This window comes from Paenibacillus intestini, assembly GCF_030803945.1.
GTDB lineage: Bacteria > Bacillota > Bacilli > Paenibacillales > Paenibacillaceae > Paenibacillus > Paenibacillus polysaccharolyticus.
In genome coordinates this window covers 151,086-171,966 of the sequence record NZ_JAURUN010000011.1, presented here as the reverse complement: position 1 = coordinate 171,966, position 20,881 = coordinate 151,086, and the positions used below count along the sequence as shown (strand labels likewise).

Sequence of the window (20,881 nt, the reverse complement as noted above, 5' to 3'; positions counted from 1 at the left end):
GATGGTAAGGAATAAGAAGAATATCAAAGCCTTAAGGAATGAATAGAACATGAATGTGAACTTATATGATTTTGAGTTACCAGAGGAATTAATCGCTCAGACACCGTTGCTGGATCGTACCGCTTCTCGTCTGCTGACTTTAAACAAAGAGACAGGGGAAGTTGCCCATCACCATTTCCCTCATATTATCGATGTACTGCAGCCTGGAGATACACTGATTCTGAATGATACACGTGTATTGCCTGCCCGCCTGTTTGGTACTAAAGCGGACACAGGGGCAAAAGCCGAGGTGCTTTTGCTTAAAAACGTCGAAGGTGATAAGTGGGAGGCACTCGTCAAGCCGGGCAAAAAGCTGAGAGCTGGCTCTGTCATTGTGTTTAGCGATGAATTAAAGGCTGTCATTAATGAAGTAGGCGAGATGGGCGCACGTACGTTAACGTTTGAGTACAATGGTATTTTCCAAGAGATTTTGGATCGCCTTGGTGAGATGCCACTACCACCCTATATCAAGGAAACGCTGGATGATCGAGAGCGTTACCAGACGGTATATGCCAAACACGAAGGTTCTGCAGCTGCACCGACAGCAGGTTTACACTTTACGGATGAGTTGCTGGAACAGATTCGGGCTAAAGATGTGAATGTTGGATTTATTACCCTACATGTTGGGCTTGGTACATTTAGACCGATGTCTGTTGATATGGTTGAGGATCATGTTATGCATGAGGAGTATTATTCTTTATCACAGGAAACGGCTGAACTGATTAATCAGACGAAAGAGCGTGGTAATAAGGTTTTTGCAGTGGGCACCACCAGTTGCAGAACGCTGGAGACGGTAGGAAGTAAATTTGAAGATGGTGTATTGCAGGAAAGTAGCGGCTGGACGAGCATTTTCATTTATCCTGGCTACTCCTTCAAGGTGATTGACGGAATGCTAACGAATTTTCATTTGCCCAAATCAACACTGGTGATGCTTGTTAGTGCTCTTGCAGGCCGAGAACACATTATGCATGCTTATGAGGAAGCCATCAAGGAGAAATATCGTTTCTTTAGCTTTGGCGATGCAATGTTGATTTATTAATAAACCGATTAACTTTTAGAGGATGATTATAACCAATGGCAGCAATTACGTACGAACATATCAAAACGTGTAAACAATCAGGTGCGCGTCTGGGACGTGTGCATACACCTCATGGTGTTATTGAGACTCCAACGTTCATGCCGGTCGGCACTCAAGCAACGGTAAAAACGATGAGTCCCGAAGAACTGAAGGAAATGGATGCTCAGATTATTCTGAGTAATACGTATCATTTGTTCTTGAGACCGGGTCATGAAATTATCCGTCAAGCTGGCGGTCTGCACAAGTTCATGAACTGGGATCGGCCTATTTTGACAGATAGCGGTGGTTTTCAGGTGTTCTCCCTTAGTGAGATGCGTAAAATTACCGAAGAGGGCGTACATTTCCGCTCCCATCTGAACGGTGACAAAAAGTTCCTTTCCCCGGAAGTGGCTATGGAAATCCAGAATGCTCTGGGCTCAGATATTATGATGGCATTTGATGAATGTCCTCCATATCCAGCTGAATACGAATACGTTAAGAAATCACTCGAAAGAACAACTCGCTGGGCGGAGCGTTGTATTGAAAGTCATGCCCGTCCGCATGATCAAGGATTGTTTGCTATCGTACAGGGTGGCATGCACGAGGATCTCCGTCGTCAAAGCGCGGCTGATTTGACTTCCATGGATTTCCCGGGGTATGCTATTGGTGGACTGAGTGTTGGAGAACCGAAACATTTGATGTATGGCGTATTGGATTACACGGTGCCTTTGCTACCTTCCAATAAACCAAGGTATTTGATGGGGGTAGGTTCACCCGATGCATTGATTGAGGGATCGATTCGTGGAGTGGACATGTTTGACTGCGTGTTGCCAACCCGGATTGCCCGTAACGGAACAACGATGACAAGTCAGGGACGTCTGGTCGTTCGCAATGCCAAGTTTGCAACCGATTTTGGGCCGCTTGACCCGGAATGTGATTGCTACACTTGCCGCAACTATTCCAGAGCGTACTTGCGCCATCTGATCAAAGCAGATGAAACGTTTGGCTTGCGTCTCACAACGATCCATAATCTTCATTTCCTACAGAACTTGATGCGCAATGTGCGTAAAGCCATAATGGAAGATCGTTTGCTTGATTTCCGGGATGAATTTTTCGATCAATATGGTCTGCATGACAATGACAAAGGTTTCTAATTGAGGTTTTTGCGGAGCCTATGCAACAAGCAGTAACTGTACGTATAGTCGATAAGGGGGAGTTTTGATGTTTCAAGCAATGACTGCTCAAGCTGCAAATCCTGGTGGTGGAATTTTTTCGTTGATCGTACCTTTGGTATTGATGGTCGCGATTTTCTACTTCCTGATGATTCGCCCACAGAACAAAAAGCAAAAAGCACGCAATGCGATGTTGGGCCAGTTGAAAAAAGGCGATAAAATTGTAACGATCGGTGGTCTGCACGGTACGATTGCTGAAATTACAGACGACGTGGTGGTATTGCGTGTAAATGACGTTACCAAGCTTACGTTTGACCGTAATGCGATTAGCAGCGCTGTAAGTCGTGAAACGGCTGAATAATGGTATACATGATGAGAAGATGAGAATATGCGCGGGCATATTCCCGAACAGAGAATCGGATCTGAAGTAGATCCGGTTCTCTTTTTTTTGTGAGTTGATTATGAGCGTTGTGTGTTGACTCCAAAGATGCCGCCAAGAGCCGATATAAAGAATGCGCTAAGGAGTTGCAAGCTGTCTTTCCAGTTAAATGAAGCGTCCAGTGCCAAGAATCCGATGAGCAACACGAGAAGCCCATAAACGATCCCTGTGAAGCCACCGTAATACCATCCTTTCTCACCCGAACGTTTCCCCGCAATGAAACCACCGATGAGCAATGACAAAACGTGAACAACATAGGTATAGGTGGAAAGATCCTGTTCTCGCATGCCGCTCATCCACAGGAAGAAAGAAAGTATTAATGCTCCGATAAACATCCAGACAAAAGCGTGACAGAGGCCAGACAGAATTGGGTTGGACATCCGAAATGAGAATAAGCGGCGAATCAATTGCATAAAGCAACCCCCTTGTACAAGTTTGAAATTATTACAGTGTATGGTCAAGCCTTCTGACTTATGAACCGATTTCCATTAAATGAACGGATTATTTCTGCATGAGCATGTGAGGTTCAGGTCAAAATAGGGATTGCACTTCAGATCTCTGTACAATGCTGAAATTCGAAGGAGGTTCCTGTTATGAATTTCACTGATTTTGGCCCTCACATATATCGAACCATACTCATGTATTTCCTGGTGTATTGCGCTATTCGTGTGATGGGTAAACGTGAGATCGGCAAGTTATCTATGTTTGATCTGGTCGTGTCCATCATGCTTGCCGAGATGGCTGCTTTTGTGATTGAGGATATCAAAAAACCGCTATCTCATGGTATTGCTCCGATGCTGACCGTCATTGTTATGCAAATCGGGATGGCTTATGTCGGGTTGAAAAGCCGCAAGCTTCGTCTGATGATCGATGGAAAACCTACGGTTTTAATCTCCAAAGGCAAGCTTCATCGTGATGAAATGCGCAAGCAACGTTACAATCTGGATGATCTGTTACTGCAGCTTCGGGAACAAAATATTGACAGCATCGGTGATGTAGATTTTGCGCTCCTTGAAACAACCGGGAAATTGACTGTATTTCCGAAAGATCAGAGCTCTGATGGCTCTACTTCCAGTTCCGGTTCTTCCAATTCATCTGCACGGCAAAAAGAAAATGTTAAGCTGAAAGGTTTCCCCAACATTAAATATGAGGGTTTACCCGTGCCCCTGATTATGGATGGGAAAGTACAGGATGAGAATTTGGAAATGATCGAGAAAACACGTTTCTGGTTAAAAAATCAAATTCAACAAAAAGGCATTAACGATTTTAAAGATGTGTTTATATGCTCAATTGATCACAATGGCAAGTTATATATAAGTGCTCGTGAAGACAAAAAATAAAACTATTTTTTTTCAGATCGACGTTTGAACCATGAGCCAATGAGGGGAGCACGTGATAGGTCATGAAAGTCGATCATTTTGGTTAAACCCATGACCATAAAGTAAACAAGCAGACCGGCGGAAGTCGCAAGGATCATTCGAAACCAGAACGGAAATAGCGCAGCTGTGTGTTCATAGATAAGCAAGGTTGCAGCACCCATGATGAACATGCCAGCTCCGGTTTTGACCCAATCCATCAGCTTGAAACGAAAATTTAATAACCGGCGCACACTGCCCGCGTGTAGCAAAGTTACAACCATCGAATTAATACAGATGGCAATAACGGCACCGAATATACCGTATTCGGGCTGCGAAGCCAGCATCAGAATTAATGAAATTTTGATGACAGCACCGATAAACGTGTTTAATAATGCTTTACCCGGACGGTCGAGCGCCTGCAGCGCAGCCTGTAGTGGAGCTTGAATATAGATAAACAAGGCAAAAGGAGCCATCAGCTTTAGCATGCTTCCAATCGATGCATCATCATAGAGCAGCAGACACATCGGTTCGGCAAGCACATACATAAAAACAGAAAAGGGTGCACCAGTGACTAGAGCTAGCCGCAGAGCCTGGTGCATTCTTTTATGAATGAGCGCACGGTCACCATTGGCTGAAGCTTCTGACAGAGAGGGCACGAGTGATGTTGCGAGAGAAGAAGTCAGTGCTCCCGGAAGTAGCAACAGTGGGATTACCATTCCTTGTAATGCACCATATTGAGCTGTAGCTAGCCCTTTAGCAATACCGGCAATGGCGAGACTCTGGGCTGTCACGATCGTTTCAGCGAGATAGGATAAAGAACCGACAAGACGACCTGCTGTAACAGGGACAGATATAGCCAGCAAACGGCGGATCAATCCTCTCTGGGAAGAGGCAGACGCTGTAGAAAACTCATCTTTCTCTAGCACTTTGGAATGGTCATCTTGTAAAGACTCTGATGAAGGAGAAGGAACCTGCTTTATACGACTACGACGAGAAAGAGGCAATTCTTTTTTAAACTTTGCATAATTCCACAGCAGAACCAGCATACCGGCGAGTTCCCCAACCATAGCACCGAGCATTGCCCCAGCGGCTGCATGTTCAATCCCTTTAGGTAACAAAAGCCATGCAAACCAGATCACAAAAATGATACGGATGATGGTTTCAGTAATGGATGAAATCGCTGTAGGCATCATATTTTGCTTACCTTGGAAATACCCCCTGTACACCGCTGAAACTGCGATTATAGCAATCATGGGGCTCATACTGACAAACGTATGATATACGCGCTCATCCGTGAGGACATATTGGGTGATCCATGGGGCAAACAGGATGCATAAAAACATAAAAACGACACCGAGAGTAAGCGTGAAGCTAAGGCTGATCTGCAAAATACGTTGTGGCGAATAACGGTTAGCACCCGTCTCGGCTTCGGCGACAAGCTTGGCCACAGCTAAAGGAATACCTCCGGTAATCAGTGTCACCAGCACGATGAAAAAGGGATAGCTCAGTTGATAGATACCTACACCCTCTGCACCGATTACTCGTGGCAGTGCGATTCGTGGAATGAAGCCGAGAATCCGGTTGATAATGCCTGCCGCGAGCAGGATCATGGCCCCCTGAATAAATGTCTGTTTCTTCAAAACTACCCCTCTTTCCCGGTTGAAGGTACAGGTTATCCTCATTGAAGGTACTGGTTATCTCATTAATGGGACAAAGCCGTTGTACTTCATCCTATGCCGGTCTTTCATCATCTCATGACAACTTGGACACGATTAACAAAAAGAACCATAATCAACAAGAAGGAATATGATCAGGTGAGGTCGAATGATGTAGTATTGGTGCCGCATAAAGGCTCGGATGTAAGAAGGGAGGCTCCCCGTTGGAAGAAATGAATGATGTGGAGTTGGAACAGTCAATAGAGATACTCTGCCGAAGTAAGGCGGAGGAATTAAGGCTTGTCGGTTACGAATATGTCACCAGCCAAGATGTCTGGAATTGTGTCAGTCATAAATACGAAAAACAGGGTATTCCACCGCTTCACCAACTGGTGAACGACATATTGTCACTGAAAGCAACAAGCTTTATGAACTTTATGACGGTGTCTGCATACCGGGGGTCCACTTTCTAGTTGAAAGGGATCTTTTTTGTTGAAAATTGACTGCTTTTTACGGCATCGCTATAATAGGAATATTGAGAACGAAAGGGGATCTAGGAACGGCATGAAAAGAATTATCAGTTTCATTCTGGTCGTGCTTGTCACCACAGGGGTTATGGTGGGTACAAGCCCGGAACTGCTCAAAAATATACGCTTGGGCCTTGATTTAAAAGGAGGCTACGAGATCTTATATGAAGCAGAGCCGCTCGAAGCAGGGCAACAACTCAGCAAAGCTTCCTTGGTGCAAACAGCCAAAAGCCTCGAAAGCCGTGCCAATGCGCTCGGAACAAGTGAGCCGGAAGTAACTACAGAAGGAACCAACCGGATTCGGTTGAAACTGGCAGGGGTTACAGATGAGGCTGAGGTTAGAGCCAAAATGAAAGAACCCGCTGTTCTGACATTCCGGAGTAAAGCACCGAATGACAAAGAAGGCGAGTACTCCAAAATTGAGCTTCGCGGTAATGAGTTTGTCGAAAATGCAGCGAAGGTGGTCTTCACTCAATTAAATGAGCCGATGATCGACATTAAAGTAAAAGACAAAGCCAAGTTTTCTGAAATCACAAAACGTCTGATCAATAAACCTCTTGCGATCTACTTAGATGATCAATTGCTGTCAGCACCTGAAGTTAGACAACAATTGACTGACGGATCTGCTCAAATCTCAGGTTCCTATACACGTGAAGAAGCGAATCAGCTTCGTGATACTATTAACCTGGGTGCACTGCCGCTGAAACTTACGGAGAAATACTCCCAAAGCGTAGGCGCAACGCTCGGTAAGTTGTCTCTGGATCAGACGATCAAAGCCGGTTTGATTGGCTCTGTCATCATCCTGATCTTCATGATTGGACTGTATCGCATCCCAGGTATCATCGCGAGCTTTGCACTGATCACCCATACATGGTTAGTCCTTGCCATTTTCTATCTTGGAGAATTCGTGCTTACCCTACCGGGGATTGCGGCCTTCATTTTGGGTATAGGTATGGCGGTTGATGCAAACATCATTACGTACGAACGGATTAAGGAAGAGATGCGTAGCGGCAAATCCATTTTGTCATCCGTTAAAGCCGGCGGTAAACATTCCTTCCGTACGATTATCGACTCCAATATCACAACCATTATTGCGGCAGCTGTAATGTTCTTCTTGGGTACTGGTGCAGTTAAAGGTTTTGCACTCGTACTGATTTTCGATATTGTGACCAGTATCATCACGAATATTTTCTTCTCCCGCTTCCTGTTAGTCCTGCTTGTACGGGGTAACGTAGTCAAGAAGCCTAAGTATTTCGGAGTGAAGGAGAGTGAAATTCGTGCGCTTTAATTGGAATTATGATTACGTAAAAGGCAGTAAATTTGCCTATATCTTTTCGATCATTTTGACGGTGGCGGGGATCGTAAGTATTCTCGGACTGGGGCTTAATTACGCAGTTGATTTCAAATCAGGTTCCAATGTGGATATCACAGTATCCAAAGCAATCACAACGGAGCAGATTAATCCGATCATCAAGGACATGGGTGTCAAGGAGGGTGATGTGCACATCACGCCGGGCGCAGATCGGGTAAATGTTCGTTTCTCCAATGTTCTGGTTGAAGATCAGGAAAGTAAGTTCAAGCAGGAATTTAGTAAACTTGATCCAAAAGCATCTTATGAGGTCAATACAGTTGATCCTGAGATGGCGAAGGAACTGGAACGCAACGCAATCTACGCAGTGCTTATAGCAAGTATTGGGATTATGATCTATGTTGCGATTCGTTTTGAATGGAGATTTGCAGTTGCTGCTGTCATTTCCATTTTCCATGATGCTTTTGTCGTTATCAGTGTATTTTCCATCTTCAGACTTGAAGTTAATCTGACATTTATTACGGCGGTTCTGACAATTGTCGGCTTCTCGATCAACGATACCATCGTTATCTTTGACCGGATTCGTGAGAATCTTCGTTTTGCTAAAAAATCAACGAAAGCTGATCTTCGTGAAGTAGTGAATCATAGTTTGGCTCAAACGATGACTCGTTCCCTAAACACAACGTTTACTGTGTTTATCGCTTCACTCTGTTTGTTTATCTTTGGTGGTGAGTCCATTCGCATGTTCTCTCTTGCGATGGTGATCGGAACATTTTTTGGAGCGTATTCTTCCATCTTCATCGCGGCTCCGCTATGGTTCACACTTAAAAGTAAACAGGTCAACAAGCCAAAAACAGCGGCTAAAGCTCCTAACTAAACATCGGAATGTAAAGCCGCGTCTGCCAGGCGCGGTTTTGCAACGTTAAGTACAGAATTAAGGGGGAATCAACATGACAAGAGAAGCTGGTCGGTCCGCACAAGCGGCAACATGGAGCGGGATCGTCGGAAACTTGGCACTTGCAGTCATCAAAACAGGAGTAGGGTACATGGCGAATAGCAAATCTTTATTGGCCGATGGTTTGTATTCTGCCTCTGAAGCTGCCTCTTCTCTGGTTGCTCTTTTTCCCTCACGATCTGTACAACCCAAAGGCAAGATACAAAAGGAGCGGCTAAGAGAACATGCAAGGGCTGCGAAACCGGGCATGACGGTTCTGCTAGCGGTGCTTATTTTGATGGGAGGCCTACAGCTGGCTATCTCCGCATTAAGCAGCCTATCGAGTGGTGAACTCGAAGCACCTGGAAAGTCTGTTCTTTTGGTAGCTGTTGCTGCGTTAGCTGTGAAAGAAGCTATATTTCAATTTCAGTACCGATATTTCCGTAAACGAAATCAGTCCCAAGCTATGTCGTATGCCTTGCAACACCGACGTGCATTATATTGTTCACTAGCGGTTTTAATAGGTATTATCGGCGCGATGGCAGGGGAAGAAACCGGTTTGAGTCTGCTGTTGTACCTCGATCCAACCGCTGCTCTTATTGCTTCTGGTTTCATTTTGTATAAAGGGTATCGAATGATTGTAGACACGGTCTATGGTTCACTTGTTCAAGAACTTGAGCAGGAGGATGCTACGGACTACAAAGAAACAGTACAACGGGTATACGGTATTATCACGATTGAACATTTGGTTGCACGGGAGCAGGAACATGATGTTACCATTGAGTTAGTTGTTAGTGTGAATCCCAGAATCTCCATATTGGAGGCGCAAGAAATTGCAAACCGAGCCAAGACATTGCTGTTAACACGTTTTAGTCATGTAAAAGAAGTTCAGATCCAGGCTATACCCTATGATCCTGGATATCCTTATAAATCCAATCATGAACTGCCTGATCATGAAGCGACATTAATTCAGTGATGGCGCTGGGATCTCGTAGATCAGGAAAGGAGCGTTAGCGTTGCTATATTCGCAATATCGGTGGAATACACCACATATCAATCTGGAGGCGGCTGCGGCACTATCGCAGGCGCTTTCCGTTTCCCCTCTAGTAGGACGTTTGCTTGTAAGCCGAGGTGTGCACAATGAAGAGGGGGCAGAACGTTTTTTACATCCTGATTTGAATCAGATGCATGATCCTTATCTGCTACTAGGCATGAGTGAGGCCATTCCTCGAATCAAGCTGGCATTGGAGCGAGAAGAACATATTTTAATTTATGGAGATTATGATGCCGATGGAGTATCCAGTACATCGCTCATGATCCATCTGATGCGTCATTTGGGGGCCTCATACGATATCTATATTCCTCATCGCTCGAATGAAGGTTACGGTCTTCATAATCATGCTTTGGACTGGGCTCAACAGCAAGGAGTTACATTAATTATTACTGTCGATACGGGAATCAGCGCTGTAGAACAGATTGCTTATGCTGCGACACTGGGGATCGAAGTGATTGTCACGGATCATCACGAACCCCCTGAGATTTTGCCAGAGGCGTACGCACTGATTAATCCGAAACTACCGGGGTGTCCGTATCCGTTCAAGGGCCTGGCTGGGGCTGGTGTAGCGTTGAAGGTTGCTCAGGCATTGATTGGTGAGGTGCCAGGTGAATGGATGGAGATTGCGGCGATTGGAACGGTAGCTGATTTGATGCCGCTTGAGGGCGAGAATCGGGTGATCGTCAGTTACGGGATTGAATCTATGAGAGGTTCCAAACTTCCTGGAGTTAGTGCCTTACTTGAGATTAGTGGTGTGGATCAAAGCCAGGTGACATCCATTAACATTGCTTTTGCCATGGCTCCACGTATTAATGCTAGCGGCCGATTAGATCATGCGGGAAGAGCGGTATCGCTGCTCACGACGGAAGATTTGGATGAAGCTCATACCCTTGCGGGACAGCTGGATCTACTCAATCGAGAGCGGCAACAAGTCGTGGAGGGTATTCTACAGGAAGCGACAGCACAACTGGAACAGAAAATTGAGCAACGTTCCGGAGCTGTGCCGGATGTTATCGTACTGGCGGGTGAAGGGTGGAATGTCGGTGTAGTCGGCATTGTGGCTTCCAAGTTGCTGGAGCGATACTATCGTCCAACACTAATTCTGGGAATTGATCCCGAGAGTGGCATCTGCAAAGGATCCGCGCGTTCCATTGAGGGTCTGGATATTTATGAGGCACTTACCGTGAACAAAAACAGTATGGATCATTATGGTGGACATCCTGCGGCTGCAGGAATGACGTTGCATCGTGATCAATTGGAAGAGCTTGAGGCGGGCTTAAATGAATATGCCGCGACGGTACTAACAGAAGAAGACTTTGTACCTCAGCGCTTGGCTGATGATGAATGCAGAATTAGTGATGTGCCCCTCAAGGTGATTCAGGAGATTGACCGATTACAGCCGTTTGGTATGAGTAATCCATCGCCACGTTTTGTATTGAGAAAGGTGACTGTCAAGGAAACCAGAACCATGGGGCGGGAAAAGCGCCATTTGAAGCTGGTTCTTGAACAAGACGGTCAGCAGTTGGAAACTGTTGCTTTTGGTAAGGGAGCACTGGCTGAATTTCTCTCCCCCGGTTCTGTCATCGATGTGATGGGGGAACTGTCGATCAATGAATGGAATGGCATGAGAAAGCCACAGATGATGCTTCAGGACATCCACGTTCCTGGGTCACAAGTGTTTGATATGCGTGGACATGCTGAGCCGCTGATCGCAATGAAGCACTTCCTGAGTGCGCTTGACGTACATCTGCGATATAAAGCGGGGTCGATTGGGGCCATTGTTCGAAAAGAAACCAATGTTTCTGAGGGAAATTCATTGTATGAACCGTGCCTTTGGGTATATGATAGAAAGGTCGGGTTATTTCCGTGTAATGCTGCCGCAGAGCAGTATGGGCAGGAAGAAGTCCGGACGTTATTTGTGTTTGATACGCCGGAAACTCCGGAACAACTTGATGCAATGCTGGCTTTGTTCAGCGGAGCTGAGAATATCATCCTTCTGCATGGATCAGGCAACCGTCGAGACCGACTTCAGATGCCTTCCAGAGAACTGTTTAAGCGATTTTATATGCTGGTGTTCAAATGGAAAGCGGAACCTGTGGAGGAACAAGAGATAACTCCTGTGCTCAGTCGTCAGTGTGGTTGTTCTACGCGTATGATCACGATGATGCTTGATGTTTTTGAAGAGCTGGCCTTCATTACTCGGAAGGATGGCAAAATCGTGGTTGCGGAAAGCCCGCCAAAACGTGATTTAACTTCAGCACGTCATTATCAGGCGCTGGAAAACATGGCCGAGACAGAACAGGTGATGCTAGATGCAGCTACACCTCAACTGACACAATGGATGGTATCCCGGATGAAGGGCGTATCTTAGATGGAAGTTTGTGTATTTATTTTAGGAGGAGATTATTTTGGATTTTAAAGAGTATATTCGTGTCATTCCTGACTTTCCACAACCGGGAATCAGCTTCAAGGACATTACAACATTGTTGAAAGATGGAGAAATGTACCGCAATGCGATCAATGAACTGAAACAGATGGTATCTGAACTGAAAATTGATGTCATTGCTGGACCTGAAGCACGCGGTTTCGTTGTGGGCGCCCCACTGGCATACGCTCTTGGCGTTGGTTTTGCTCCAATTCGCAAAAGTGGAAAATTGCCTGGAGCGACAATCGAAGCAGGGTATGATCTCGAATATGGCAAGGATACACTTGCAATGCATACAGATGCAATCGAGAAAGGGCAAAATGTCCTGATCGCAGATGATCTGCTCGCAACGGGTGGAACCATTGCAACTTCCATTAATCTGATTGAACAATTGGGCGGTAATGTGGTAGGTGCTGCATTCCTGATTGAATTGACAGATCTGAATGGCCGCGGCAAATTGCCTGAGAATATGAGTGTATTTACGTTGATGAACTACTAAACGTAAATCAACTTATGAGTTGCTGTGAGTTATGAAAGTTGACTTCCCAAGTTTCCCGGGAAATTATATACAGCATTAATGATTAGCAAAAAGCCTGCTTCTCCAACGTCTTAAGTTGGGGAGGCAGGCTTTTTGAATTTACTTTTTTTGAAGAAGAAATACGTTCTCTACATTGAGATAAAGCACACCCGAACTTGCATTCTTTTCATGTGATGCTTAGTCAGGTGTTTTTTCGATAATTGGTTGTTTCTTACTGTCTTCGTTCAATAAACCAAGTACCTCAAACAATTTGAACAACAGACTGAGAAGCATTCCGGCAATCGTAGCCAGCGCCATGCCTTTCAGATGTACACCATAGAAGGAAACTTCCGTACCGCTAAGTCCGATAACTAATACGAGTGTAGTCAGGAGCAGATTTGTTGGTTTGGCGAAATCCACTTTTTGTTCAACCAAGATGCGTAGACCGGAAGCCGCAATGACTCCGAACAGAAGCAGGGAGACACCACCCATAACCGGTACTGGAATGTTCGCAATAAGTGCTGAGAACGTGCCGGAGAAAGAGAGCAGGATGGCAATGACCGCTGCACCACCGATAACATAAATGGAGTAGACACGAGTCAGAGCCATAACACCGATGTTTTCGCCATATGTTGTATTCGGTGTGGACCCCACGAAACCGGATAGAATTGTAGACACACCATTACCAAGCAAGGAACGATGCAGTCCAGGGTCTTTGGACAAATCTTTGCCCACAATGCTACTGGTGACAAGTAGATGCCCGATATGTTCGACGATAACGACGAGTGCTACCGGTAAAATCGTGAAGATGACGGACCAATCAAATGTAGGTGTAGTTATAGTTGGCAGAGAGAGGAAATCTGCGTTAGCAATTTTATCTGTGTTCACTTCTTTTAAAAAGTACCCGAGGGCATAACCGGACACAATACCGATTAGGATATGAATAATTTTAGGAAAGCCGCGGAAGGTTACAGCACCGATGACGGTGATTCCTAACGTGACCATGGATAAAATAATAGGTTTGGCTTGAGGAACCCAACCGGGGTTGTTCACAGGATCAGAATTAATGAGACCCGCCATTCCGGCGGCGACAGGTACAAGCTCCAGACCAATCAAGGCAACGATCGCGCCCATTACTGCTGGAGGAAATACAACATTAATCCAGCTTGTGCCGGCATATTTAATGATGAGTGCTACGAGGCAGAACACAACTCCTGTTACGATAAAAGCTGCGAGAGCCATGGAGTAACCATTCTCTGGATGGCCTTTCAAAACAGCCATAACCGGTGCAATAAAAGCAAAGCTTGATCCGAGATATGCGGGGATTTTTCCTTTACACATCAGAATGTACAGTAGCGTACCAATTCCGTTCATCAACAGAATCATGCTAGGGTCCACTCCGAACAAGTTAGGTACAAGTACTGTACTGCCAAACATAGCGAACAAATGTTGCAAACTCAATAATGCACCTGGGCCAAAAGGCATCTTCTGATTAACTTGAATTTCGCGTTGCAACGAATCTCATCTCCTTTTCCGATACACAAACTTTCAATAGATTACAGAGTTTCTTTCAAATTAGCAATAACAATTTTCAGGATTGGACTGTAAATCACTTATTTTCTCAAATTTCCCTTCTATTTCAGCAATTATCGGCAATAATGGATAACAACTGAGACTTTTTAAAAATTGGATAAACGCTCTTATTCGTCAGCAGTTGACGGGAAACGGGCAAGGCGTCATAATTATAGGAAATTACTTTTACGGGGAACCTGTGTTGATGTATTGTCACGGGTTCCATTTTGTATAGAAAGGACACGGAACAGATCAGAATGGGCATAGAGCAATTACTCGAGAAGGCCGGGGCGTATATCAAAGAACCCGATCTGGTGCGCATAAGAGAAGCTTACGAATTTGCTGATCAGGCTCACCACGGACAGACGCGAAAATCGGGAGAACCGTATATTCTGCATCCGCTTGCGGTTGCCGACATTGTTGTGAATATGCAGATGGACACCATCTCCATTATTGCAGCACTTCTTCATGATGTAGTAGAGGACACTACGGTGTCGCTTGAAGAGATCCGCACTCATTTCGGCAATACGTGTGCCATGCTTGTTGACGGCTTGACGAAGCTGGAACGCATCCAGTTTCGCTCCAAGGAAGAACAGCAGAACGAGAACTACCGCAAAATGTTCATCGCCATGGCGCAGGACATCCGTGTCATCGTGATTAAATTGGCTGACCGTCTGCATAATATGCGGACCCTCAAATTTCAGTCGGAAGAGAGCCAGCGCCGGATCTCGTATGAGACACTGGAGATTTTCTGTCCGATTGCAAACCGTTTGGGGATCTCTGCGATCAAATGGGAAATGGAGGACATCGCCCTCCGTTATTTGAATCCGCAACAATACTACCGTATTGCAAATCTGATGCATAAGAAACGTGCAGAACGTGAGCAGTACATCGACACGGTAATGGACGGTATTACAAGTAAGCTCGAAGAGATGGGCATTCAAGCAGACTTGTCTGGCCGCCCGAAACATATCTATAGTGTGTTCAAAAAAATGACGACCAAGAACAAGCAGTTTAACGAGATTTATGACCTGCTTGCGATTCGTATTATTGTGGATAATATCAAGGATTGTTATGCTACGCTCGGCATTATCCACACATTATGGAAGCCGATGCCTGGACGATTCAAGGATTATATTGCCATGCCAAAAGCCAATATGTATCAGTCCTTGCATACAACCGTGGTGGGGCCTAACGGGGAGCCAACCGAGGTGCAGATTCGTACCTGGGATATGCACCGTACAGCCGAGTTTGGTATCGCGGCACACTGGGCTTATAAAGAAGGAACTGCGGCAGGGCCTCAGTTTGAAGATAAAATCACCTTTTTCCGGGAAATTCTTGAACTTCAAAATGAAGCGCAGGATGCTTCCGAATTTGTCGAATCGCTCAAAATGGATTTCTTCTCCGATCTGGTGTTTGTATTTACGCCAAAAGGGGAAGTTATTGAATTGCCAAGTGGCTCCGTACCGCTAGATTTTGCCTACCGCATTCATACTGAGGTGGGAAATCGAACCATTGGTGCCAAAGTAAACGGCCGAATTGTTCCGCTCGACTATCATCTCAAAACGGGCGATATTATCGAAATTTTAACTTCCAAGCATTCTTATGGTCCAAGTCAGGACTGGTTGAAAATTGCGAAATCTTCCCATGCACGGGCGAAGATCAAACAATGGTTCAAGAAGGAACGTCGTGAAGAGAACGTAGAAAAAGGCCGGGAGAGCTGCGAGCGAGAGCTGAAACGTATGGGACTTGATCCTTCTGCGTGGATGACTGATGACAAGCTAATGGAAGCGGCCAAGAAATTTGCGTTTAATGATATCGATGATATGTTAGCGGCGGTTGGTTTTGGCGGGATTACAGCCGCTCAGATCGTCACAAAAGCAACGGAGAAGCTCCGTAAAGAGCAGGAAGAATCCAATCTGCTGGAACTGAATTCCGAGATGCGTGAACTGAAGCCGGCTCCTGAACGCAGAAACAGACCAACCAACGGTATTCGTGTCAAAGGCATTGATAACCTGCTGGTTCGCTTTGCGAGGTGCTGCAACCCTGTGCCTGGAGATGACATTATCGGTTATGTTACACGCGGCCGCGGCGTTTCTGTGCACCGCAGTGACTGTCCAAATATCCCTACAAGTGCGGATGGAGAAGAGGCAGCACGGGTAATTGAAGTCGAGTGGGAAGAGAATATCGAATCGAGCTACAGTGTCGATATTGAGATTACAGGTCATGATCGCAATGGACTGCTCAACGAGGTGCTTCAGGCTGTTTCCGAAAGTAAAACGAATATATCTGCTGTCACCGGACGGACGGATAAAAATAAATTAGCATTGGTGCACGTCACCATTCTGATTCGTAATACAGATCATTTGCATGCCGTTGTGGAACGAATCAAACGGGTGAAGGATGTTTATTCTGTACACCGAATTATGCAGTAAGGAGTCCGTAAGATGAGAGTGCTGGTACAACGCTGTAAAGAGGCTCAAGTAACCGTGGGAGATGAATTGACAGGCAGAATCGAATCCGGTTTAATGCTGCTTGTAGGCATAACTCATGAGGACACGGAGAAAGATGCGATCTACTTGGCAGATAAAATTAGCGGGCTTCGCATTTTCGAGGATGAACAGGAAAAGATGAATCTCAGCCTGCTGGATGTAGGTGGTGCAGTTTTGTCCGTTTCACAGTTTACGTTGTATGGTGATTGTCGTAAAGGCAAACGCCCAAGCTTTGTTGCGGCGGCTCGTCCAGAAGCAGCTGAACGTTTGTATGAAACGTTTAATCAGTTGTTGCGAGATAAAGGGATTCAGGTGGAAACGGGACGTTTCGGAGCGATGATGGATGTTACGTTTACGAACTGGGGACCGGTTACCCTTATGTTAGAAAGTCCTCCGCGAGACTGAGATTCGCATAAATGCGCAGTGAAGGGGTCATAATGAGAGAGAAGTAAACGTTGGTATCACATTGTAGTTGTAACTTTGTTGACCAAAGGAGTTTCTCTTAATTATGCGCCAATCTGCAAAAGTAACCAAAAACCAGAACGAGCCGCTAATGATGCCTGGCAATCTGGCGGAGTCACTTCAACTTGCCCGCTCTGCCGCTGCTCATGTGTCCACATTGTGGATGTTGCAAACTTCAGATAAAGACAGGCAGGAGCATCATCCACGACCATAGCTCAACCATTCAATAAAACAAAATAGTTATGCTCAAAACCCCGGTTGTTTAACAATCCGGGGCTTTTTGCTGTTATGATTCACATTTCATCTCGGAGGCAGGTCGCAAAATCAATTCAAAATGTATGGATTGTTATAAAAGTCTCTCCTTGGGGTAATAACAAAACGAGGCACAAAAGAAGTGCCAAGGATAGAATTAATCTCTCTAGGTTTAATCACATTCGAATACGGAAAGGAGACCATAGATCATGAGTAAAGTTGCTTTTTTGCTTGCGAATGAGTTTGAGGATTCAGAAATGAAGGTTCCGTACGATGAGGTGAAGAAGGCCGGACATGAGGTACACATTATCGGGTTAAAAGCGGGCGAAACGCTTCAAGGCAAGGGCGGCAAGGCTTCATATACGACAGACAAAGCGATCTCAGAGGTTCATGCGTCAGATTATGATGCAGTCGTTATTCCGGGTGGGTCGTCGCCGGAAAATTTGCGAACAGACGCAAATATCCTGAAATTTGTTACAGAAATCAATGCGGCTAACAAACCAATCGCTGCAATCTGCCATGGTCCGCAAATTTTGGCTAGCGCAGATCTGCTCAAGGGACGAACAATTACATCTTATCCTCCACTCAAGGATGACATGGTCAACGCAGGAGCCGACTTCAAGGATCATGAAGCGGTTGTCGATGGGAACTACATTACTTCCCGTACACCTGAAGATGAACCAGCATTTGTTCGTGAATTGATGAAAGTAATATAAGCATTAAAGGGTAAACTGAATACGTTGATGGCATTCTAATGATATATTTTATTCCATAAAGGAGGGTTTGACATGGCAAAACATATTCAGGCGTATTTTCGAACCGAGGACGAGGCAGAGGGTGCAAGAACTTCACTATTGACGTTCCATACCGAGCAGCTTGAAGTAGGTCAACTGGATGCTGCCATTGGCAGGGATACACGAGTTATGGTTCCACTGGTTCCTTATAATACGGCTGGTGGTGTAGGCACGAACGGTGCTATGGGTGTAGGGGCAGCTCCTGGGGTTCCAGCTAGCGAAAATGTAATTCCAGTTGTCACTGATGTCAATCGTGACGCTGAACGCGATCCCCGCAACAGAGTGAACGAGGACGGAGATATGCTGGATGCCTCAGATGTGACTTCGGCCGATTATAGTGACCTGCATTATGTTCTGTCTGCCAAAGTAAGAGATGAGGATTATGATGCGATTGTTCATAAGCTTCGCTCTAACCATGCCTATGTGGAAGAACTCGATTAAATCAATAGATATTAAGCTAGCCCTTACGTTGCCCGGTCTTCAATTGCCGGGAAGACGTAAGGGCTTTTAATTATATGCGAAGATTTGTTGCATACTGCAAATGTGCTGGCGAAAAAGAAAAGATGTTGTGGGAAAAACCGATATTAAAGCGCTATCATTTTTGTAATATTACTGTAATATTAGTAACACAAGCCTTTAACAATGTGCGTTTATAATAACAGACATGACCCCCTTTTTTTATATATCCTTTGAACCTGCACACCGTGTGCAGGTTATTTTTTTCTGTTTTTTTTCTATCTTAGGATGTTAGCCCTTGACTTTAGTACTGCGGTTCATTACAATCAGAAAATAATACGTTGACTGTAGTCAACAAAAGTCGTTTTTTTTGAAACATATGACTGATTTGATGACGGGACCAAGTACTCCGTACCCACATGACCAGAGAGGAATCCCCAAGGCTGTAAGGATTCTCTTGATGAGCGGACGAATGACTTCCCCGAGAACAGACGGCGAACAAGGCAGAGAGAATCTGCGGATCTTAGTAGCCGGCCTGCGCATGACGTGCGTTAAACGTAGAGCGGAAGAGCTGTTGATCTGGATGTAGCATTGAAAACATCCTGACGTAATAGCAATAACCTGAACGGCTACAGGCTCAGGCTTCCGGAATGTGGGTGGTACCACGGGTGAATGTATATACAATCTCTCGTCCCTTTGTTTGCTTTTGATAAGCACACAGGGCGAGGGATTTTTTTGTTTTCACGTTGATTCTCCCTGTACACCGGAACGTAGAGTGTAGAACCAATCTGTAGAAGCGAAGCGTTCGCCTTTATCCCCGGATTTTAAACATTTTGAAATTGGATCAAAAAAAATCCGGGGATAACAGCGATCGGAAGATGGTACTACAATCGAAGTGGTCAAGTGTACATTGAGAATTAACGTTTACAGAGAAAATCAATGCTGGAGGGATACAGATGGGTTTTCAGAAACCGACAGGAACGCAGGATTTGCTGCCTGGTGTAGTGGAGAAGTGGCAGTATGTAGAAGAAAAAGCACGGGATCTGTGTCGACGTTTTAATTATCGCGAGATTCGCACGCCGATCTTTGAGCAAACGTCTTTGTTTGTACGCGGCGTAGGAGAAACGACAGATATCGTTGAGAAAGAAATGTATACCTTTGATGACAAGGGCAATCGTAGTATGACACTTCGTCCGGAAGGAACAGCTGGCGTAGTTCGTGCTTACGTAGAAAATAAGCTATATGGCGAACCGGATGTGAGCAAGCTGTATTATATCGGTCCGATGTTCAGGTATGAGCGTCCGCAGGCTGGTCGTCAGCGTCAGTTCCACCAGTTCGGTGTAGAAGCTCTTGGTGCAGTTGATCCGGCAATTGATGCTGAAGTTATTGCACTTGGTTATCAATTGTGTGTGGAGCTTGGCCTAAAGGATGTCAAAGTGGAAATTAACTCGGTGGGGAATGCAACTAGTCGGGCGGAATACCGCGAGACACTGCTGGGTTTCCTTAGACCAATGAAAGATACGCTTTGCAAAGACTGCCAGTCCCGGATGGAGCGTAACCCGCTACGTGTACTGGATTGTAAGGTGGATCAGGATAAATTCGTTGGGGCTCCGTCCATCTTGGACAGCCTGGATGAAGAATCATTGAGTCATTTTGCTAAACTACAAGCGTACCTGGACGATTTCGGCGTAGACTATGCGGTGAACAACCGTCTGGTGAGAGGGCTGGATTATTACACCCTGACTGCATTTGAGCTAAAAGCACAAGGCATTGGAGCCATTGATACCGTTGGTGGGGGCGGCAGATATAACGGTCTGGTTGGCGATATTGGCGGACCGGATCAGCCGGGCATCGGCTTTGGTATTGGTCTGGAGCGTATTCAGCTCATTCTGGAGCACCAGAATATTGAAGTAACTACACTGGCTCCGCTCGACGTATATTTCGTCGCTCTTGGTGAGTCAGCGGATCGTGAGGTCAATCGACTTTTGTTCAAGTTACGTCAATCCGGCTTATCTGGTGAGCGTGATTATCTGGGCCGTAAGATGAAAGCACAGATGAAATCGGCTGACCGTTTCAAAGCTCGCTACACGGCGATCCTTGGGGATGACGAACTGGAGCGTGGCGAGATTTCACTCAAAGCGATGGATACAGGTGAGCAGCAGACCGTGAAACTGGATGATCTGGTTGCTACGGTACGCGGAAATAATTAAGAACCTACGATGGAATGACAATTGTAGAATCGGCAAGTGGCTATGGTGAAAGGATTCCGGTTGTATGGATGGTAATCTCCAGAGACAGGATGCCTTTCGAATAATAAATCTTCACGTAACCGGATTGTGGGTGGCATGCTACAAGCTTGTCTTACAC

At 45.5% G+C, this 20,881-nt stretch carries 20 protein-coding genes; 17 read left to right on the top strand and 3 right to left on the bottom strand.

Annotation, left to right across the window (positions count from 1 at the left end):
• The first annotated feature begins 49 nt into the window (after positions 1 to 49).
• The 3 genes from queA to yajC all read left to right on the top strand — a co-directional run bounded on the left by queA (position 50) and on the right by yajC (position 2,629).
• Positions 50 to 1,078, top strand: coding sequence for a tRNA preQ1(34) S-adenosylmethionine ribosyltransferase-isomerase QueA (queA, locus tag J2T16_RS24055; RefSeq protein WP_221787409.1), 1,029 nt, complete (start codon positions 50 to 52; stop codon positions 1,076 to 1,078).
• 35 nt (positions 1,079 to 1,113) lie between these two features.
• Positions 1,114 to 2,250, top strand: coding sequence for a tRNA guanosine(34) transglycosylase Tgt (gene tgt, locus J2T16_RS24050; RefSeq protein ID WP_090915605.1), 1,137 nt, complete (start codon positions 1,114 to 1,116; stop codon positions 2,248 to 2,250).
• Positions 2,251 to 2,317: 67 nt separating this feature from the next.
• Positions 2,318 to 2,629 carry a preprotein translocase subunit YajC gene (yajC, locus tag J2T16_RS24045; protein ID WP_154888523.1) on the top strand — a complete coding sequence of 104 codons (312 nt, stop codon included), beginning with the start codon at positions 2,318 to 2,320 and terminating at the stop codon, positions 2,627 to 2,629.
• A gap of 98 nt (positions 2,630 to 2,727) precedes the next feature.
• Here yajC and J2T16_RS24040 read toward each other — a convergent pair whose 3' ends face one another.
• Positions 2,728 to 3,120 carry a TIGR04086 family membrane protein gene (locus J2T16_RS24040; protein ID WP_154887481.1) on the bottom strand — a complete coding sequence of 131 codons (393 nt, stop codon included), beginning with the start codon at positions 3,118 to 3,120 and terminating at the stop codon, positions 2,728 to 2,730.
• A 180-nt stretch (positions 3,121 to 3,300) separates the two neighbouring features.
• Here J2T16_RS24040 and J2T16_RS24035 point away from each other — a divergent pair, with 180 nt between their 5' ends.
• Positions 3,301 to 4,047, top strand: a complete 747-nt coding sequence (locus J2T16_RS24035; protein ID WP_154887483.1) for a YetF domain-containing protein — start codon at positions 3,301 to 3,303, stop codon at positions 4,045 to 4,047.
• A 2-nt stretch (positions 4,048 to 4,049) separates the two neighbouring features.
• Here the strand turns inward: J2T16_RS24035 and J2T16_RS24030 are convergent, their stop codons facing one another.
• Positions 4,050 to 5,705 (bottom strand): putative polysaccharide biosynthesis protein, encoded by a 1,656-nt coding sequence (locus J2T16_RS24030; protein ID WP_221787399.1) that lies wholly within the window; start codon positions 5,703 to 5,705, stop codon positions 4,050 to 4,052.
• 248 nt (positions 5,706 to 5,953) lie between these two features.
• Between J2T16_RS24030 and J2T16_RS24025 the strand changes: the two genes are divergently transcribed.
• The 6 genes from J2T16_RS24025 to J2T16_RS24000 all read left to right on the top strand — a co-directional run bounded on the left by J2T16_RS24025 (position 5,954) and on the right by J2T16_RS24000 (position 12,468).
• Positions 5,954 to 6,193, top strand: a complete 240-nt coding sequence (locus tag J2T16_RS24025; protein WP_090915725.1) for a post-transcriptional regulator — start codon at positions 5,954 to 5,956, stop codon at positions 6,191 to 6,193.
• A 91-nt stretch (positions 6,194 to 6,284) separates the two neighbouring features.
• Entirely contained in the window at positions 6,285 to 7,535 is a 1,251-nt protein-coding gene (gene secD, locus J2T16_RS24020; protein ID WP_336121996.1) for a protein translocase subunit SecD, read from the top strand.
• On the top strand, positions 7,525 to 8,433 hold the full coding sequence (gene secF / locus J2T16_RS24015; RefSeq protein ID WP_499019403.1) for a protein translocase subunit SecF: 909 nt from the start codon (positions 7,525 to 7,527) through the stop codon (positions 8,431 to 8,433). Before secD ends, secF begins: the two co-directional genes overlap by 11 nt.
• A 73-nt stretch (positions 8,434 to 8,506) precedes the next feature.
• The gene (locus J2T16_RS24010; protein WP_154983399.1) at positions 8,507 to 9,466 is read left to right on the top strand and encodes a cation diffusion facilitator family transporter; all 960 of its coding nucleotides are present in this window, start codon (positions 8,507 to 8,509) and stop codon (positions 9,464 to 9,466) included.
• Positions 9,467 to 9,506: 40 nt separating this feature from the next.
• On the top strand, positions 9,507 to 11,915 hold the full coding sequence (gene recJ / locus J2T16_RS24005; protein ID WP_154983398.1) for a single-stranded-DNA-specific exonuclease RecJ: 2,409 nt from the start codon (positions 9,507 to 9,509) through the stop codon (positions 11,913 to 11,915).
• Positions 11,916 to 11,952: 37 nt separating this feature from the next.
• The gene (locus tag J2T16_RS24000) at positions 11,953 to 12,468 is read left to right on the top strand and encodes an adenine phosphoribosyltransferase (protein WP_090915586.1); all 516 of its coding nucleotides are present in this window, start codon (positions 11,953 to 11,955) and stop codon (positions 12,466 to 12,468) included.
• Between the two features lie 216 nt (positions 12,469 to 12,684).
• On the opposite strand, the gene uraA is transcribed toward J2T16_RS24000, so the two are convergent.
• The gene (gene uraA / locus J2T16_RS23995; RefSeq protein ID WP_154983397.1) at positions 12,685 to 14,001 is read right to left on the bottom strand and encodes a uracil permease; all 1,317 of its coding nucleotides are present in this window, start codon (positions 13,999 to 14,001) and stop codon (positions 12,685 to 12,687) included.
• A gap of 314 nt (positions 14,002 to 14,315) precedes the next feature.
• Here uraA and J2T16_RS23990 point away from each other — a divergent pair, with 314 nt between their 5' ends.
• The 7 genes from J2T16_RS23990 (at position 14,316) to hisS (ending at position 20,724) form a co-directional block, all read left to right on the top strand.
• Positions 14,316 to 16,493 (top strand): RelA/SpoT family protein, encoded by a 2,178-nt coding sequence (locus J2T16_RS23990; protein WP_090915582.1) that lies wholly within the window; start codon positions 14,316 to 14,318, stop codon positions 16,491 to 16,493.
• Between the two features lie 12 nt (positions 16,494 to 16,505).
• Positions 16,506 to 16,955, top strand: a complete 450-nt coding sequence (gene dtd, locus J2T16_RS23985; RefSeq protein ID WP_221787396.1) for a D-aminoacyl-tRNA deacylase — start codon at positions 16,506 to 16,508, stop codon at positions 16,953 to 16,955.
• Positions 16,956 to 17,058: 103 nt separating this feature from the next.
• Positions 17,059 to 17,226 (top strand): hypothetical protein, encoded by a 168-nt coding sequence (locus J2T16_RS23980; RefSeq protein WP_167375617.1) that lies wholly within the window; start codon positions 17,059 to 17,061, stop codon positions 17,224 to 17,226.
• 247 nt (positions 17,227 to 17,473) lie between these two features.
• Entirely contained in the window at positions 17,474 to 17,980 is a 507-nt protein-coding gene (locus tag J2T16_RS23975) for a type 1 glutamine amidotransferase domain-containing protein (RefSeq protein ID WP_123066288.1), read from the top strand.
• Positions 17,981 to 18,052: 72 nt separating this feature from the next.
• Positions 18,053 to 18,499, top strand: coding sequence for a hypothetical protein (locus tag J2T16_RS23970; RefSeq protein ID WP_221787395.1), 447 nt, complete (start codon positions 18,053 to 18,055; stop codon positions 18,497 to 18,499).
• 475 nt (positions 18,500 to 18,974) lie between these two features.
• The gene (locus J2T16_RS23965; protein ID WP_260510701.1) at positions 18,975 to 19,103 is read left to right on the top strand and encodes a hypothetical protein; all 129 of its coding nucleotides are present in this window, start codon (positions 18,975 to 18,977) and stop codon (positions 19,101 to 19,103) included.
• A 367-nt stretch (positions 19,104 to 19,470) separates the two neighbouring features.
• The gene (gene hisS / locus J2T16_RS23960) at positions 19,471 to 20,724 is read left to right on the top strand and encodes a histidine--tRNA ligase (protein ID WP_154887502.1); all 1,254 of its coding nucleotides are present in this window, start codon (positions 19,471 to 19,473) and stop codon (positions 20,722 to 20,724) included.
• Positions 20,725 to 20,881 lie beyond the last annotated feature (157 nt).

Bases quoted from the DNA above. Each gene is read 5' to 3' on its own strand.
- queA (WP_221787409.1), top strand. From the start codon at position 50: ATGAATGTGAACTTATATGATTTTGAGTTACCAGAGGAATTAATCGCT.
- tgt (WP_090915605.1), top strand. From the start codon at position 1,114: ATGGCAGCAATTACGTACGAACATATCAAAACGTGTAAACAATCAGGT.
- yajC (WP_154888523.1), top strand. From the start codon at position 2,318: ATGTTTCAAGCAATGACTGCTCAAGCTGCAAATCCTGGTGGTGGAATT.
- J2T16_RS24040 (WP_154887481.1), bottom strand. From the start codon at position 3,120: ATGCAATTGATTCGCCGCTTATTCTCATTTCGGATGTCCAACCCAATT.
- J2T16_RS24035 (WP_154887483.1), top strand. From the start codon at position 3,301: ATGAATTTCACTGATTTTGGCCCTCACATATATCGAACCATACTCATG.
- J2T16_RS24025 (WP_090915725.1), top strand. From the start codon at position 5,954: ATGAATGATGTGGAGTTGGAACAGTCAATAGAGATACTCTGCCGAAGT.
- secD (WP_336121996.1), top strand. From the start codon at position 6,285: ATGAAAAGAATTATCAGTTTCATTCTGGTCGTGCTTGTCACCACAGGG.
- J2T16_RS24010 (WP_154983399.1), top strand. From the start codon at position 8,507: ATGACAAGAGAAGCTGGTCGGTCCGCACAAGCGGCAACATGGAGCGGG.
- J2T16_RS23990 (WP_090915582.1), top strand. From the start codon at position 14,316: ATGGGCATAGAGCAATTACTCGAGAAGGCCGGGGCGTATATCAAAGAA.
- dtd (WP_221787396.1), top strand. From the start codon at position 16,506: ATGAGAGTGCTGGTACAACGCTGTAAAGAGGCTCAAGTAACCGTGGGA.
- J2T16_RS23980 (WP_167375617.1), top strand. From the start codon at position 17,059: ATGCGCCAATCTGCAAAAGTAACCAAAAACCAGAACGAGCCGCTAATG.
- J2T16_RS23975 (WP_123066288.1), top strand. From the start codon at position 17,474: ATGAGTAAAGTTGCTTTTTTGCTTGCGAATGAGTTTGAGGATTCAGAA.
- J2T16_RS23970 (WP_221787395.1), top strand. From the start codon at position 18,053: ATGGCAAAACATATTCAGGCGTATTTTCGAACCGAGGACGAGGCAGAG.
- J2T16_RS23965 (WP_260510701.1), top strand. From the start codon at position 18,975: ATGAGCGGACGAATGACTTCCCCGAGAACAGACGGCGAACAAGGCAGA.
- hisS (WP_154887502.1), top strand. From the start codon at position 19,471: ATGGGTTTTCAGAAACCGACAGGAACGCAGGATTTGCTGCCTGGTGTA.